The sequence below is a fragment of the Pseudomonas sp. FSL W7-0098 genome (genome assembly GCF_005930585.1).
Lineage (GTDB): Bacteria > Pseudomonadota > Gammaproteobacteria > Pseudomonadales > Pseudomonadaceae > Aquipseudomonas > Aquipseudomonas bubulae.
This window is the reverse complement of the sequence record NZ_RXHW01000013.1, coordinates 87648-102413: the sequence shown is the minus strand read 5'-3', so window position 1 is coordinate 102413 and position 14766 is coordinate 87648. Positions and strand designations below refer to the sequence as shown.

The following is a 14766-nucleotide window of genomic DNA, read 5'->3' as shown; positions in this document are numbered from 1 at the left end:
GCTCATGGGGTTCTTCGCGATCAAACGTTTTAATTCCTCACCGCGGCGCCTGCATCGTGCGCTGCTGTGGTTGGCAGGCGCTCTGGCAGGTATCGCCCTGACCCCCGCGATGGCCAAGGACACCAGGTGCCAAAAAGCAGACTGGCCGCTGTGGCAAGCCTACGCTTCGCGCTTTGTACAGGCTGACGGCCGTATGCTGGAGTCCAGCCCACAGCTCAACCAAAGCTCTTCCGAAGGTCAGTCCTACGGGATGTTATTTGCATTGATCGGCAATGATCAGGCGCGCTTTGACAGGTTATGGCAATGGACCCTGGCCAATATGGCTGGCGCCGACGTGAGCACGCGTTTGCCAGGCTGGTTGTGGGGGCAGGGCAAGGACGGGACGTGGCAATTGCAGGACGCCAATTCAGCGTCCGACTCGGACTTGTGGATTGCCTATTCGTTGCTCGAAGCGGCACGTCTGTGGCAGCGCCCGGACTACCGCGAGGCAGCCTTGCATCTGCTTGAAAACATCCAGAGCCAACTGGTCGTGAGCTTGCCCGGTCTGGGCAAAATGGTGTTGCCCGGGCCTCAAGGCTTTGTGCAGCCAGATCATCTGTGGCGCTTGAATCCCAGCTATCTGCCGCTGCCGTTGCTGCGGCGGCTGGCCATGCAGGCACCGGCCGGGCCGTGGAAAGAAATTGCCGAAAACACCGTGAAAATGGTCAAGGCTTCCAGCCCCAAGGGCTATGTTGCCGACTGGATCGGCTATCGTGCCACCGGGCCGAACAGCGGTCTGTTCGTGGTCGATCCGGTTAATGGCGAACTGGGCAGTTACGACGCGATTCGCGTTTACCTGTGGGCAGGCATGACGCCCAAATCCGATGTGTTGGCAGCACCGTTGCTGGCGCGACTGGAGGGTATGGCGAACAGCACGGCTTCCACCGGCATTCCACCGGAAAAGGTCCAGGTCAGGAGCGGTACGCTAGAGGGGCAGGGGCCGTTCGGCTTCTCCGCCGCGCTGATTCCTTACTTCCAGGCCAAAGGCCAGCCCTGGCTTGCCCAAGCTCAGCAGCGTCGAACCGAGCTAGCCCTCACGAAGGCGCTGGGGCAGGCCGATGGCGAACGTACCGAGCCTTTGTATTACAACGTCATGCTTAGCCTGTTCGCACTCGGCTGGGCAGAAAACCGCTTTCAGTTTCGTGATGACGGAACACTCAAACTGTCTTGGGAGACGTCATGCGTCCGCACCGCCACGCACTAGCTATCGGGATTCTAACCGCAGTCATCGGCACAGCCGTCCACGCCGATACCAGCGACGTGCAAGCGCGGCTGGTCGAACAGGGTCAGTACTGGCAAGGCCGCGCCAATGCACAACGGGCGGCCGAGGCCTGGGAAAAAGTCTTGCGTCTGGACCCCAATCAAGTGGATGCCCTTTATGGTATGGGCTTTGCCAGCCTCAAACAGAACAAGCCCGAGCAAGCCAGGCAATACCTGGCGCGTTTGCAGGCCCTGTCGCCCCGACCGTGGCTGGCGGCGCAGCTGGAACAGGATATTGCCCTGACTGAGACGCAGAACAAAGCACTGCTGGATGAGGCCCGACGTCTGGTCGATAGCGATCAGCGAGATGAGGCGACTCAGGTGTTTGCCAAACTGTTTGCCGGTCGCACACCGTCAGGTACGGTGGGACGTGAGTATTACAACAACCTGGCGTTCAATCCTGCAGGTTGGCCAGAAGCGCGAAAAGGCATGGAGCGCTTGCTGCGCGAGACGCCCAACGACTCGACTCTGGCGCTGTTTCTGGCCAAGCAACTGATTCGTTACGAAGACAGTCGCCCTGAAGGTATCCGTAATCTGGCCAAGCTATCGACCCGGCCCGACATCGGCGGTGACGCTGATGAAAGCTGGCGTCTGGCGCTGGTCTGGTCCGGTCCGCCGAGTGCTGCCCAGGTGCCGTTGTTCGAAGCCTTTTTAAAGGCTCATCCAGATGATCAGGAAATTCGTGACCTGCTGAACAAAGGTAAATTGAAAGCCAGCACTGCAGACCGTGTACCGGCCTGGCAACCTGATCCGCTGGTCGAGCGTGGGCTCAAGGCGTTGGATAAAGGTGATCAGGCGGGTGCCGAGCAAGCCTTTGCCGCACGCTTGAAAAACAAGGCGAATGATCCTGATGCTTTGGGTGGGCTCGGTGTGGTGCGTCAGCAACAGGACCGTCTGAGCGAAGCTGAGCAACTTTTGAACCGCGCTATCGGCAACGGCGGCTCGCGCTGGAAGCCGGCGCTGGATAACGTGCGCTACTGGGCTTTGCTGCAACAGGCGCGCAACCAGGCCAAGAGCCAGCCCGCCAAGGCCCGGGAAAGCATTGCCCAGGCAATGCGAGTGAACCCCAGGGGCATCGAGGCACGTTTGGCCCTCGCGGATATTCAGGCTCAGAACGGTCAGCTCGATGAGGCTCAAGCCAGTTACCGTCAGGTGCTGAGTGTGCAGAAGGACAATGCTCAGGCCGTACAAGGGCTGGTCAATGTTCTGTCGCAAGCGGGGCAGGCCGATGAGGCCTTGCGCCTGCTAGATACCCTGACCCCGGCCCAGCAGGCCGAAATGGGCGGTGGCGGTCGACTGCGTGCGCTGCGCTACACGCAGGCTGCGGCATTGGCCGAGCAGCGTGGCGATACCCGGGGCGCACAACAAGCTTTGGTGCAAGCGGTCAAAGATGACCCGGACAACGTCTGGACCCGTTTTGATCTCGCCCGCCTTTACCTGAAAACCGGTGAGCCGCAAAAAGCCCGCGTTCTGATCGACAGCTACCTCAAAGCCCATCCGACAGATGTTGACGCCCTCTATACCAGTGCTCTGCTCTCAGTGGAAATGGAGCAGTGGGACGCTGCCCAGGCTGCCATAAGCCGGATTCCAGTGGGTCGTCGCACCGCAGATATGAACGATTTGGCGGATCAGATCACGCTGACGGTGCAGGTCAAGCTCGCTGCCACCATGGCCAAGCGTGGCCAGCGTCAGGAAGCCCTGGCACTGCTCGACCGGTTGCAACCGATGGCGAGCCGCAGTCCGGATCGTATGGCAACGCTGGCCTCGGCTTATGTGGACACAGGAGATTCCACGCGAGCGTTGACCATGATGCGCGATGTGATCAACCAGACACCGACACCTTCCGCCGACTTGATGTTGCAGTACGCCAATCTGCTGCTCAAGACGGGTAATGATGCCCAGGTCAACTCGATCCTGCGCGGCCTGCAAAACCAGCGAATGAGCGTTGCCACACGCAAACGTTTCGACGACCTGCTGTATCAGTACCGCATTCGTCAGGCCGATCTGCTGCGTGAAGGCGGTGACCTGGCGGGCGCTTATGACACTCTGGCACCGGCGCTGGCATCGCGGCCTGGGGACGCCGGTGCGACTTCGGCGCTGGCGCGGATGTACGTCAGCAGCGGCAATAACGCCAAGGCGTTTGAGCTGTACAAGCCTTTGCTGCAACGTCAGCCCAACGATCCGCAAATCCTCCTCAATGCCGCGGACGCTGCGGTTCTGGCCCGAGATAACGGCTACGCCGAGCGTGCGCTGGAGCAGTTTGTGAAACTGCAAAACTACGACCCGCAGTCTTTGACCGAAGCGGCACGAATCTACCGCAGCATGGGCAAGAGCGCTCAGGCTGCGCACCTGTTGCGCAAGGCCGTGGACATCGAGCAAACCGAGAAAAAACGCAACCTTACGGCTCAGGCCGGCGTATCTGGCGTTGCGCCGAACCCGTTCGCCGGCTTGTCGGGCCCAGCCAATCAGATGGGGCGTGGGGCCATCGATGCGATTCCCGCGCCCGCCCAAACCACGCTCGATTCGAGCGCTTATATGGCAGACGACAATGCGCTGTTGGCCAGCGATGTCTATCCGGGGCAACCCCTGCCTTCCAGGACAGGCAATGGCACCTTGCCGGTGGGACGTAATGCTGGTGCCGGGGCTAATCCATTTTTACCCCAAGGCACGGTCAATGTGGCGGTGGACCAAGCCAGTTCGGCCCAGCGTGCGCTGGACAGTATCCTCCAGGAGCGCAGTGCCTACGTGACCCAGGGCGTCACTATTCGCAACAACGACAGTGAGCCTGGCCTTGGCAAAATGACCGATATCGAAACACCGCTGGAAATTAACTTTCCGGCGGGTGACAACCGTATCGCCGTACGTGTGACACCGGTGTCCCTGAATGCGGGTAGGGTGGGTGTTTATGCCGCCGAACGCTTTGGTAGTGGCAAAGAGTCAACCGAGGGGATTGGCGCCCAGCGTGAGAGTGGTGTCGGTGTGAGCGTTGGCTACGCTCGCCCGGATGAAGGCATCAAGGCCGACCTCGGTACCACGCCGATCGGCTTTCAATACAGCACCGTGGCCGGTGGCGTGAGTGTCGATCGCCCGCTCGCCAGCAATTCCAATGTGCGTTATGGCGTCAATGTTTCACGCCGCCCGGTGATCGACAGCGTAACGTCATTCGCCGGTACCACTGATGAGCGCACCGGGCAGACGTGGGGTGGCGTAACGGCTAACGGCGGCCGTGGTCAGCTGAGCTATGACAACCAGGCTGTCGGCGCCTATGGCTACGGCGCCTGGCACAAGCTGCTGGGTCATAACGTCGAATCCAACAGCCGTGCCGAACTGGGCGGTGGAGTGTATTGGTATTTGCAAAACACCGAGGACAGCAAGCTGACCCTGGGTCTGAGCGCTACCGGCATGAGTTTTGAGAACAACCAGAACTTCTTTACTTATGGCCACGGCGGCTACTTCAGCCCGCAAAGCTACTTTGCCCTGGGCGTGCCGGTGGCCTGGTCGCAGCGCACCGATCGCTTCAGCTACCAGGTCAAGGGCTCGGTGGGCGTTCAGTACACCCATCAGGCCGGTGCCGACTACTTCCCCGGTGACAAGGACATGCAGGCCGCCAACGATCAGCGCTACTCCGGCGAGAGCAAGACTGGCGTCGGTTACAGCCTGGCCGCGGCCGGTGAGTACAAGTTCGGGTCGAGCGTTTTCCTGGGGGCCAATTTGGGTCTGGATAATGCTCAGGACTACCAGCAAATCACCGGGGCGATGTACCTGCGCTATATGTTTGAAAATATGAATGGCCCTATGGAGCTGCCGGTCAGCCCATACAGTTCGCCTTATTCCAATTGATGTCCTGGAGACTTTAAATGCCTTCTTCCGTTCTTGCCGGTATGACCCTTCTTGTTCTAGGGGAAAGCCACATGAGCCTGCCTAACTGTTTGATGGAGCCGCTGCACGCCAACCTGACCCAGCAGGGCGCAAATGTGCACTCGATTGGCGCGTGCGGTGCCAGTGCCGGCGATTGGTTGATTACCAAAAAAGTCGATTGTGGAGCCGAAGAAAAGGGTAACGGTAAAATTGTGATCAGGGGGCGTGACGCGACCACTACGCCGATCAAGGAGTTGCTTGCAGCGGATAAACCGGATCTGGTGGTGCTGGTGATTGCAGACACTATGGCCTCTTACGACAAGCCGGTGTTTCCCAAGGCGTGGGCGTGGCAAAACGTGTCTGCCCTGGCCAAGGAAATTACCGCCAATGGCGCCAAGTGCGCCTGGGTAGGCCCGGCGTGGGGCAAGGAAGGTGGCATGTACAAGAAGAACGATGCCCGCACCAAGCTGATATCTGCGTTCCTGGCGACCAATGTTGCACCTTGTACTTACATCGATTCGCTGGAGTTTTCCAAGCCGGGGCAGTGGGTGACCACTGATGGCCAGCATTTTACTGTGGCGGGTTACAAATCCTGGGCCAACGCCATCGGTGATGCATTGGGCAAGCTGCCCCCTGAAGCGGTCAGTGCCAAGGGTGCAAACAAGTGATCCGAGCTGTATTGAGCGCGGCAGTGTTGTTTTGCAGCGCGCATGCGCTGGCTGCCGACGTTGCGCTGTACCCCACTGGCCCCGATCAGGACGCCGCCTTTATCCGCTTCGTCAACGCCACCGCTGCCCCTCTGGACGTAATGGGCCAGCCCGGGCAACCACCGTTGCGCCTTGAAACGGCAGCGCCTGCTTCATTGTTGTTCCCGGTGGATTCGGGCAAGGCCGTCAAGGGCTCGCTGGCCAGTGGTGCGCACCAGTTGGCCCTGGACCTCAAGGTCGAGCCCGGTGAGTTCGCGACCATTGTGGTGGTGCCGCAAGGCGACGGGATCGAACAAGTCGCGGTGCGCGAAACACCGGATGACTTCAACGGCCTCAAGGCTTCGCTGGCGTTTGTCAATGTCGACAAGTCCTGCAGCGATGCCAGTCTGCGTCCTGCCGGGCGCACGGGCGATCTGTTCAAGGCGGTACCGTTCACCAGTCTGCAGCGACGTTCAATCAACCCGGTAAACCTGTCAGTGCAACTGGTATGTGCCAACGCCAACACCGGTGCGCCGCTGGACCTGGGCGCACTCAAGGCTGGCGAACGCTACAGCGTGCTGCTGCTGCCATCTGCCAGCGGGCCGCGTTTGTTGAGTACCACGGACACGCTGTCCCACTGATCGGATTCTGCTGCCACCATGGTCTTCGCCTCACTCGAGTTCCTGACGCTGTTTTTACCGGCCTTTATGCTGGTCTACGCCCTGGGCAAGCCGCAGTGGCGCAACGTGATTCTGTTGATCGGCAGCTGGCTGTTCTATGGCTGGTTGAACCCGATGTTCCTCGCGTTGCATGTGGCTTTGACGGTCGTGGCATGGCTTGGCGGGTTGCTCATCGATCGCAGTCGTGAGGACTCCCGGGGCAGGGTGCGGCTGTTGATTGCGTTGATTGTGTTCAACACGGCGGTGCTGTGCTGGTACAAGTACGCCAATATCCTGGCCGCGACCTGGATTGACTGGATCACGTATCCGGGGGCGATGCCGCTGGAATGGCAGCGGGTGGCGCTGCCCGCCGGGCTGTCGTTTATCGTGCTGCAGGCGATTTCCTATCTGGTGGATGTACATCGCCACACCGTGCCGGTGGAGCGCAGCTTTATCAATTACGCCACCTATATCTCGATGTTCGGCCACTCGATTGCGGGGCCGATCATTCGTTATGACTGGGTGCGTCGCGAACTCACCCAACGTTATTTCGACTGGCAGAATTTCTCCCTGGGTGCGCGCCGTTTCATGATCGGCATGTGCATGAAAGTGCTGGTTGCCGACACCCTGTCGCCGCTGGTGGATGTTGCGTTTCACCTCGACAACCCCTCTTTTGTCGACGCCTGGATCGGCTGCCTGGCCTACTCGCTGCAATTGTTTTTCGACTTTGCAGGCTATAGCGCCATGGCCATTGGCCTGGGCCTGATGCTGGGTTTTCATTTCCCGGAAAACTTCAACCAGCCGTATCTGGCCAGCAGCATTCAGGACTTCTGGCGGCGCTGGCACATGTCGTTATCCAGCTGGCTGCGGGACTATCTTTATATCGCCCTGGGCGGCAACCGCAACGGTGCCTGGAAAACCTATCGCAACCTGTTCCTGACCATGGCCATTGCGGGGCTGTGGCATGGCGGTGACAGCTGGAACTACCTGCTATGGGGCGCGGCCCACGGTATTGCGCTGTGTGTGGACCGGTTGTGGTCGCGTTCCAGCCTGCCGCGCATTCCGTCATGGTTGTCACATACATTGACGCTGCTGTTTGTGTTTATGGCCTGGACCTTGTTCCGCGCTCAGGATTTTGCTTCAGCCCTGAATATGTACGCCGGTCAGTTGGGTTTGCACGAGTTTGCCCTGGGCGACGCGCTGTCCGTGACCCTGCGCTCGGCTCACGGCCTGGCGGCATTGCTGGGGGTGGCGTGCATCATCGCGCCGCTGTTCAAGCACCGGTATGAAGAGCGTTTTGGTGCGCAATTCTGGTTTGCGCCGATGGCGGCGCTGTGGCCAGTCGCGGGTTTTCTGCTGTCGTTCGCCTTGATAGCGAGCCGCGAAGCGGTGCCCTTTCTGTACTTCCAGTTCTGATGGTCGCGCCCATGTCCTCGTCATCGCCCAAACCGGCTGTAGCCACTGAATTCACTGCCCGTGTGAGCAGATTTGGCGGTGCAGTGTTTGTGCTGTTTCTGGCGGCGAGCTTTGCCTCGTCCCTGTGGTTGTTTGCCAGCGGCAAAATACAGATGCTTGCCCCCGACCTGAGCCGTGATGCGGTGCTGCATGGCGAGGTGACCCACAGAATTGCCAAGCAGTTGTCCGAGTCCGGCGTTGCGCAAAGGGCGGCCGATCTGGAGCGTGGCTCCAGCTGGTTGCTGTTCCACGACACCGGCGCGCGGGTGCGTCCGGGCTGTACGGGCTGGCTGTTCTTGACCGATGAAATGCGCATCAATCGTCATGCTCAGGTTAATGCTCAAACCAAGGCAGCAGCGGTGCGTCAAATCCAGCAGCAGTTAGCCGGGCGTGGTATCCGCTTGCTGGTGGCCGTGGTGCCGGACAAGAGCCGGATTGCCAGTGCGCAACTCTGTGATTTACGCCGCCCGGTGCAGTTGCAACATCGCGCCGAAGCCTGGGTTGAGGGATTGAACAAGGCAGGGGTGAGCGCTGTGGATCTCGCGCCAGTTCTTCAGTCTGTGGGCAGCGATGCCTATCTGCGCACTGATACCCACTGGAGTGAAGCCGGGGCCTCGGCGGCAGCCATGGCCATTGCCGTGCAGGTACAGGCAATGGGGATCAGCGCCACGCCGCACAAGGATTATGAAACTGTGCTGCAAGACCTGTCGCGTCGCCCGGGAGATCTGGTGCGACTGGCCGGTCTTGAATGGTTGCCAGTGGGGTTGCAACCCGCTGCGGAATCGGTGGCGGCCAGCCGGTTCAGTGAGGAAATCGATTCATCCCAAAGCGATGCAGATAACCTGGATGATCTGTTTGGCGATGACAACCTGCCCAACGTTGCTTTGATTGGCACTTCGTTTTCGCGTAACTCCAACTTTGCCGGTTTTTTGCAGCAGGCCTTGGGTGCGCCTATAGGTGACTTTTCCAAGGACGGTGGCGAGTTCTCCGGTGGTGCCAATGGCTACTTCAGCAACCCTGCATTCGTGCAGACACCGCCAAAACTGGTGATCTGGGAAATCCCCGAGCGTGATTTGCAGACGCCTTACAGCGAGCCAATAAAACTGTAACCCGTAGCAGCTGCCGCAGGAACGAGGCTGCGTCCGGCGACGCAGTCGCCGCAAAATCAGGCACTGCGGTGTGCCAGGTAAACCCGACTCGCAGGGTTTACGGTCGCTTCGCAACCGAACGCAGCCTCGTTCCTGCGGCAGCTGCTACGGACGGTCAGCCAAGGTGCTAGTCTGGTGATCAGACACCTGCCCATCACGGTCACGCTACCATGCCCGCAAGCCCGTCAACACACTGCGCTACACCCCGGTTCTGGCGGGACGCGCAGTTGCCCTTTATCGAAGCGCGCTCCATCGCCGATGGCCGTAAGGTCTGCTATGCCCGACACTCCCACGAGATTTTCTCCATCGGCGCCATCACCTCCGGCTGCTGCACTTACCTGCATGAGAAAACCAGTCACGGTATCAGCGCCGGCACGGTGGTGTTGATGAACCCGGGAGATGTCCACGCCTGTAATCCGCTGGACGACCAGCCATGGTCCTATGTGATGCTGTATGTCGATGCGCAGTGGCTGGCAGGCATTCAACAGGCGTTTGACGATCAGGCCAGCGGGGTGTTCCAGCCCCTGGCGGCCACCCACACCCGCTCGCCGGGGTTGTTCAATGGCCTGACCGCCCTGTATGCGCAGCTGGTCGACCCGCACCTCGAGGGGCTGGCCAAGCACGAGTCGGCGGTCAAGTTCTTTTCAGCGATGCAGCAGGAACTGGGCGGCCCGCTGGTGCTTCGCAAGAGCGCCAATGCACGGGTGGAGCGCGCCGCCAAATTTATCGACGAGCATTTCCTGCACACCATTCGCCTGCAGGATATCTGTGCCGCCGCCAGCCTGTCGGAGGCTTACCTGATCCGTGCCTTCGAGCAGCGTTACCATATGACGCCCCACGCCTATCTGATCAATCGGCGCATTCAACATGCCCAGGCGCAACTGCGCGAAGGGGCGTTGATCGCCGATATCGCCCAGCAAACCGGTTTTGCCGATCAGGCGCATTTCCAGCGGGTGTTCAAAAAACACCTCGCGGCCACGCCCGGACAGTACAAGGGCTAAAACCACAGCAAGGACACCGCGCAGCCCACCAGCATGGCCGCCATGCCGCGATTGAACAGGCGGATGCGCCGGGTGCTGTGCAGGTAACGGCTCAGAAAGGCGCCGGTGTAGGCCCAGCAAGCCACTGACAGGTAGCAGACTACAAAGTAGATCAGTGCAAATGCCCAGATCAGCGTGGCTTCGCCCCCCGAAACAAACGCGCCCATACCTGCAACCGCCGCCAGCCAGGCTTTGGGGTTGAGCCATTGCATGGCGGCGCCGGTAAAAAACGATGGCTGCCGGGCGTCCCCGCCAAACTCGATGCGGCCGTTATCCATCGCCAGTTTCCAGGCCAGGTACAACAAAAATGCCATGCCGGCCCAGCGGATCAGGTCGGTGAGGATCGGCCACTGCTTGAGCACTTCATGCAGGCCAAAACCGGTAAACAGCAGCAACACCACAAAACCGACGGTGGCCCCCAGCACATGGCGCAGACTGGGCCCCAGGCCGAACTGCATACCCGAACTCAGGGCCACCACATTCACCGGCCCCGGTGAGATGGAGGCTGCCAGGGCGAACGCCGCCATTGAAATCAGCACGCTCATCGTTATTGTTCTCCGTTCCAAGGTTGAGCCCTGAGGTTATGGGGCGCGGACCCAAGCGTATTGAACAAAACTCCCCTGTACGGAGGCACCTTGCGTTTATGAAATTTAATCTGTATTTTTTCATGAAAATAAATGATTTAAATTTCATGGCGGCCCGGGATGAACAAGCAAGAAGAGATGGCCGCCCTGGCCATCCTTATCCACGACCTGCGCAAGCACAAGAAGTACACGCTCAAGGAACTGGCCGATAAAATTGGCCGCTCCGTGGGTTTTTTGTCCCAGGTCGAGCGCGGCCTGTCCCAGCCCACGGTGGCCGACCTGACGGCCATCAGTGAAACCCTGGGTGTGCCCACCACCTATTTCTACAGTTTGCCCAAGCCCAAGCAGTTGCCCTGGGTGACCCGCCCGGACGAGCGACGCACGCTGTACCTGGGCAACGGCATCACCGATATCCTGGTCTCGCCACAAATCCGTGCGTCGTTCTCCATGCTCGAAAGCCTGCTGGAAGCCGGCGCCAGCAGCGGCGAACGGCTTATGACCGACAGCTCGGAGCAGGGCGGCTATGTCATTGAAGGGCAATTGACCCTGTGGCTGGGCGACGACGCTGAGCCTGCCACCCTCAATGCCGGTGACAGTTTCCAGTTCGACAGCCATACGCGCTGTCGCTACGCCAACCTGACACAGCAGCTTGCCCGCGTGCTGTGGGTTTACACCTGATAACAACAAAGGAACCTTGAAGATGGATGCTGCCTGCTCTGATCTGCTGGCCGAAGTGCGTGCGTTTCGTCAGCGCAACCCCGAGGTGCGTTATGTCGACCTGATCTCCCTGGATATCCCCGGGCATTTCTACGGCAAGCGTTACCCCATCGACATGCTGGAAAAAGTCGCAGCCGGCAGCGTCCTGAAACTGCCGCAGAACTGTGTGTTGCTAGGGGTGCAGGGCGGATTGTTCAAGATAGGCGACTATTGTTTCAACGATGGCGACCCGGATGCCGTGCGGCGTCTGGTACCGGGCACGCTCAAGCCGGTGACCTGGGAAGACAAGCCCCTGGGCCAGATGCTGATCACTTCTGACGGCACTGAACAGCCGATCGTCTTTGAGCCCCGCGAAGTCCTGGCCCGGGTGCTGGCCCGGCTGGCGCGCAAAGGCATTCGCCCGGTGGTGGCGTTCGAGCTGGAGTTCTACCTGTTCGACAAGAAGCTGCGCGATGGCTTGCCGCAGTTCCCCCGTGATCACTTGAGCGATGATGCCGACGATCAGCCCACTATGCATATCGAGCGGTTGTCGCGCTTTGCCCCGGTGCTGGATGACATGGTCGATGCGGCCCAGGCCCAAGGGATTGATGCCACCGTGATTACGGCCGAGCTGGGCCCGGGGCAGTTCGAAATCAATTTCGCTCACCTCGATGACGGTTTGCGTGCCGCGGACTGGGCGGCGCTGTTCTGTCGCAGTACCCGCGGGGTGGCGCTCAAGCATGGCTATCGCGCCAGCTTTATGGCCAAACCCTACCTGGAGCACCCGGGCAGCGGCATGCATGTGCATGTCAGTCTGTACGACGCGGGCGGCAACAACTTGCTGGCGGCCAACCAGCAGCAGCCCTTGCGCCACGCTATCGGCGGTTGCCTGGAATTACTGCCGGCGTGCATGCCGATATTTGCACCTAACCTCAATGCTTTTCGCCGCCTGGGCGGTACGACCAATATCGCCACCCAGGCCAGTTGGGGGTATGAGGACCGCGATGCGTGCTTGCGTATCCCGGAATCGGACAGTAAAAACCTGCGGGTCGAGTATCGCCTTGCGGGCGCTGATGCCAATCCGTATCTGGTATTGGCGGCGATTCTGGTGGGGCTCGAACACGGGCTGGAAGCGGGCAAGGAGCCGATCCTGCCCCTGAACGAAGACCGCAGCAGCGGCATCGCCTTCCCGCTGGACATGCTTGAGGCCGTGCGCGCCATGCAGCACCAGCCGCAGCTGCGTGAAGGGCTGGGCGGCGAATTTGTCGATGTGTACTGCGAGAACAAGCGCCAGGATCATCTGGCCTTTATGCAGGAAATCAGTGCCCGGGAATATCGCTGGTTTATGTAAAAACCCATACAAGAGTTTTTGATCGCAACAATGCCTACTCCTGACAGCAGGTTTTCAGGTGAGAGCTGCTATACCTAATGATCAAATCAGATGCTGGTCAGTCAGGGCGATGAAAAATACAAGGTTCAATAGAGCTGCAACGGCTTTGCCGCTGTTGCTGTTCGTGCAGGTGGCACATGCTGATCAGCCTGCGGACTCACAATGGTTATTGCTGGCCAGCCCCTTTGTCTGGGCGCCCTCCATGAGCGGGCAGGCGGCGCTTGGCGGGGTCAATACCAAGGTTGATGTTCCGTTTGCGGATGTCTGGGAAAACCTGAGCACGGTATTTATGGGCAATCTGGAATTGACCAATCGCACACTGGGTTTTTATATCGACGGCGTCCACGCTAAAACCGATCAGTCCGAACGGGTGTACGGGCGCAAGGTGGGCCTGGCGATCACCCAGAGCACCCTGGCTGTCGGCACCTATTATCGGGCCTATGAGTATGAGTTGGGTGGCCAAACGATTTTTGGCGAGCCGCGCACCTGGCGTGTCGAACCTACGATCGGTGTGCGCTGGACCAAGCTGTCAACCAAGCTGGACATAGACTCGCTGGGGTTCAGCACCAAGAAAAAAACCGAGTGGACCGACCCGTTCGTGGGGCTGCGCATGCAGGCTGACCTGACCGACCGCTGGACCCTGTCCGGTGAAACCGACACCGGCGGGCTGGATACCTCCTCGAAGAAAACCTGGAATGCCCAGGGCTACCTGGGTTATCGCATGTACCTGGCCGATCACCCCACGATCATCCGCGTCGGCTATCGGGTTCTGGCGCAAAATTACCGCACCACCGACTTTACCGGCAACAAGTTCAAGTACGACGTGACCCAGCGCGGCCCGGTACTGGGCCTGTCCATGCGCTTCTGACAAGTACCGAGGAGACAAGGGAATGCAACTGCTCAAACACACCCGCAACCTGACGCTGGCCCTGGCGGGCTTTATGCTGGCGCTGCCGGTGGCTACTGCCTGTACCCGCCTGGTGTATCTGGGGGACAACGACAGGGTGATTACGGCGCGTTCGATGGACTGGAAAACCGACGTGGCCACCAACCTGTGGATCTTCCCCCAGGGCATGCAGCGCACAGGTGAAGTAGGGCCGGGGTCGCTGAAGTGGACATCAAAGTACGGCAGCGTGATTGCCAGCGGCTATGACATTTCCACCACCGACGGCGTCAACGAAGCGGGGCTGTCGGCTAACCTGCTGTGGCTGGTCGAGTCCGAGTACCCGCCGGTCAATCAGGGTAAACCGGGGCTGAGCATTGCCGCCTGGGCCCAGTATGTACTGGACAATTTCAGCAGCGTTGCCGAAGCGGTGGCGGTGCTCAAGACTGAACCCTTTACCGTGGTTACCGCCAATGTGCCGGGTGAAAGTCGCCTGGCGACCTTGCATCTTTCAATGTCCGATGCATCGGGTGACAGCGCCATCATTGAGTTTATCGATGGCAAGCAGGTGATCCACCATGATCGCAGCTATCAGGTCATGACCAACTCCCCGGCGTTCGATGCCCAACTGGCTATGAACGCCTACTGGCAAGCCATCGGCGGGACGGTAATGCTACCGGGTACCAATCGCTCGGCGGACCGTTTTGCCCGGGCCTCGTTTTACGTCAATGCGGTGCCGAAAAACCAGGACTCGCGCTTGTCGCTGGCCAGTGTATTCAGCGTGATCCGCAACGTTTCAGTGCCGTATGGCATCACCACTCCCGGCGAGCCGAATATTTCCTCGACGCGCTGGCGCTCGGTAATCGACCACAAGCAGGGGCTGTACTTTTTCGAGTCGGCCATTACACCAAACACCTTCTGGGTGGACTTGAACAAGATCGATTTCACCAGGGCTACAGGCGCGGTCAAAAAACTGGATCTGGGCCCGGACCAAAGCACCATTTACTCCGGGGAGGTTTCAAGCCGCTTCAAGGCCACTCCGGCCTTCAAGTTTGAAGGGGCGTAAGG

General features: G+C 59.8%; 12 protein-coding genes. 11 read left to right on the top strand and 1 reads right to left on the bottom strand.

Annotated elements, in window-relative coordinates; all coding sequences use genetic code 11:
- Positions 1-4 precede the first annotated feature (4 nt).
- From bcsZ to FHL07_RS21125, 7 genes are all read left to right on the top strand, one after another.
- On the top strand, positions 5-1243 hold the full coding sequence (bcsZ, locus tag FHL07_RS21155; protein ID WP_095018810.1) for a cellulose synthase complex periplasmic endoglucanase BcsZ: 1239 nt from the start codon (positions 5-7) through the stop codon (positions 1241-1243).
- Positions 1219-5139, top strand: coding sequence for a cellulose biosynthesis protein BcsC (locus tag FHL07_RS21150; RefSeq protein ID WP_138738891.1), 3921 nt, complete (start codon positions 1219-1221; stop codon positions 5137-5139). Before bcsZ ends, FHL07_RS21150 begins: the two co-directional genes overlap by 25 nt.
- A 17-nt stretch (positions 5140-5156) precedes the next feature.
- Positions 5157-5825, top strand: a complete 669-nt coding sequence (locus FHL07_RS21145; protein WP_095018812.1) for an SGNH/GDSL hydrolase family protein — start codon at positions 5157-5159, stop codon at positions 5823-5825.
- Positions 5822-6484 (top strand): alginate O-acetyltransferase AlgF, encoded by a 663-nt coding sequence (locus FHL07_RS21140; protein WP_138738890.1) that lies wholly within the window; start codon positions 5822-5824, stop codon positions 6482-6484. The genes FHL07_RS21145 and FHL07_RS21140 overlap by 4 nt, the downstream gene beginning before the upstream one ends.
- A gap of 18 nt (positions 6485-6502) precedes the next feature.
- Positions 6503-7918 carry an MBOAT family O-acyltransferase gene (locus FHL07_RS21135; RefSeq protein WP_095021179.1) on the top strand — a complete coding sequence of 472 codons (1416 nt, stop codon included), beginning with the start codon at positions 6503-6505 and terminating at the stop codon, positions 7916-7918.
- Between the two features lie 11 nt (positions 7919-7929).
- Positions 7930-9066 (top strand): alginate O-acetyltransferase AlgX-related protein, encoded by a 1137-nt coding sequence (locus FHL07_RS21130; RefSeq protein ID WP_138738889.1) that lies wholly within the window; start codon positions 7930-7932, stop codon positions 9064-9066.
- A 209-nt stretch (positions 9067-9275) separates the two neighbouring features.
- Positions 9276-10106: an AraC family transcriptional regulator gene (locus FHL07_RS21125; protein WP_095026981.1), complete on the top strand. Its 831-nt coding sequence runs from the start codon at positions 9276-9278 to the stop codon at positions 10104-10106.
- Here the strand turns inward: FHL07_RS21125 and FHL07_RS21120 are convergent.
- Complete coding sequence (locus FHL07_RS21120) at positions 10103-10690, bottom strand: LysE family translocator (RefSeq protein ID WP_095026980.1); 588 nt, start codon at positions 10688-10690, stop codon at positions 10103-10105. The two genes, FHL07_RS21125 and FHL07_RS21120, sit on opposite strands and share 4 nt — an antisense overlap.
- A 159-nt stretch (positions 10691-10849) precedes the next feature.
- Between FHL07_RS21120 and FHL07_RS21115 the strand changes: the two genes are divergently transcribed.
- The 4 genes from FHL07_RS21115 (at position 10850) to FHL07_RS21100 (ending at position 14764) form a co-directional block, all read left to right on the top strand.
- On the top strand, positions 10850-11407 hold the full coding sequence (locus tag FHL07_RS21115; protein WP_095002329.1) for a helix-turn-helix domain-containing protein: 558 nt from the start codon (positions 10850-10852) through the stop codon (positions 11405-11407).
- A 22-nt stretch (positions 11408-11429) separates the two neighbouring features.
- Positions 11430-12776, top strand: a complete 1347-nt coding sequence (locus tag FHL07_RS21110; protein ID WP_138738888.1) for a glutamine synthetase family protein — start codon at positions 11430-11432, stop codon at positions 12774-12776.
- Between the two features lie 145 nt (positions 12777-12921).
- Positions 12922-13683 (top strand): hypothetical protein, encoded by a 762-nt coding sequence (locus FHL07_RS21105; protein WP_095002331.1) that lies wholly within the window; start codon positions 12922-12924, stop codon positions 13681-13683.
- Positions 13684-13705: 22 nt separating this feature from the next.
- Positions 13706-14764, top strand: a complete 1059-nt coding sequence (locus FHL07_RS21100) for a linear amide C-N hydrolase (protein ID WP_095031856.1) — start codon at positions 13706-13708, stop codon at positions 14762-14764.
- Positions 14765-14766: the final 2 nt, after the last annotated feature.

Bases quoted from the DNA above. Each gene is read 5' to 3' on its own strand.
- bcsZ (WP_095018810.1), top strand. From the start codon at position 5: ATGGGGTTCTTCGCGATCAAACGTTTTAATTCCTCACCGCGGCGCCTG.
- FHL07_RS21150 (WP_138738891.1), top strand. From the start codon at position 1,219: ATGCGTCCGCACCGCCACGCACTAGCTATCGGGATTCTAACCGCAGTC.
- FHL07_RS21145 (WP_095018812.1), top strand. From the start codon at position 5,157: ATGCCTTCTTCCGTTCTTGCCGGTATGACCCTTCTTGTTCTAGGGGAA.
- FHL07_RS21135 (WP_095021179.1), top strand. From the start codon at position 6,503: ATGGTCTTCGCCTCACTCGAGTTCCTGACGCTGTTTTTACCGGCCTTT.
- FHL07_RS21130 (WP_138738889.1), top strand. From the start codon at position 7,930: ATGTCCTCGTCATCGCCCAAACCGGCTGTAGCCACTGAATTCACTGCC.
- FHL07_RS21125 (WP_095026981.1), top strand. From the start codon at position 9,276: ATGCCCGCAAGCCCGTCAACACACTGCGCTACACCCCGGTTCTGGCGG.
- FHL07_RS21120 (WP_095026980.1), bottom strand. From the start codon at position 10,690: ATGAGCGTGCTGATTTCAATGGCGGCGTTCGCCCTGGCAGCCTCCATC.
- FHL07_RS21115 (WP_095002329.1), top strand. From the start codon at position 10,850: ATGAACAAGCAAGAAGAGATGGCCGCCCTGGCCATCCTTATCCACGAC.
- FHL07_RS21110 (WP_138738888.1), top strand. From the start codon at position 11,430: ATGGATGCTGCCTGCTCTGATCTGCTGGCCGAAGTGCGTGCGTTTCGT.
- FHL07_RS21100 (WP_095031856.1), top strand. From the start codon at position 13,706: ATGCAACTGCTCAAACACACCCGCAACCTGACGCTGGCCCTGGCGGGC.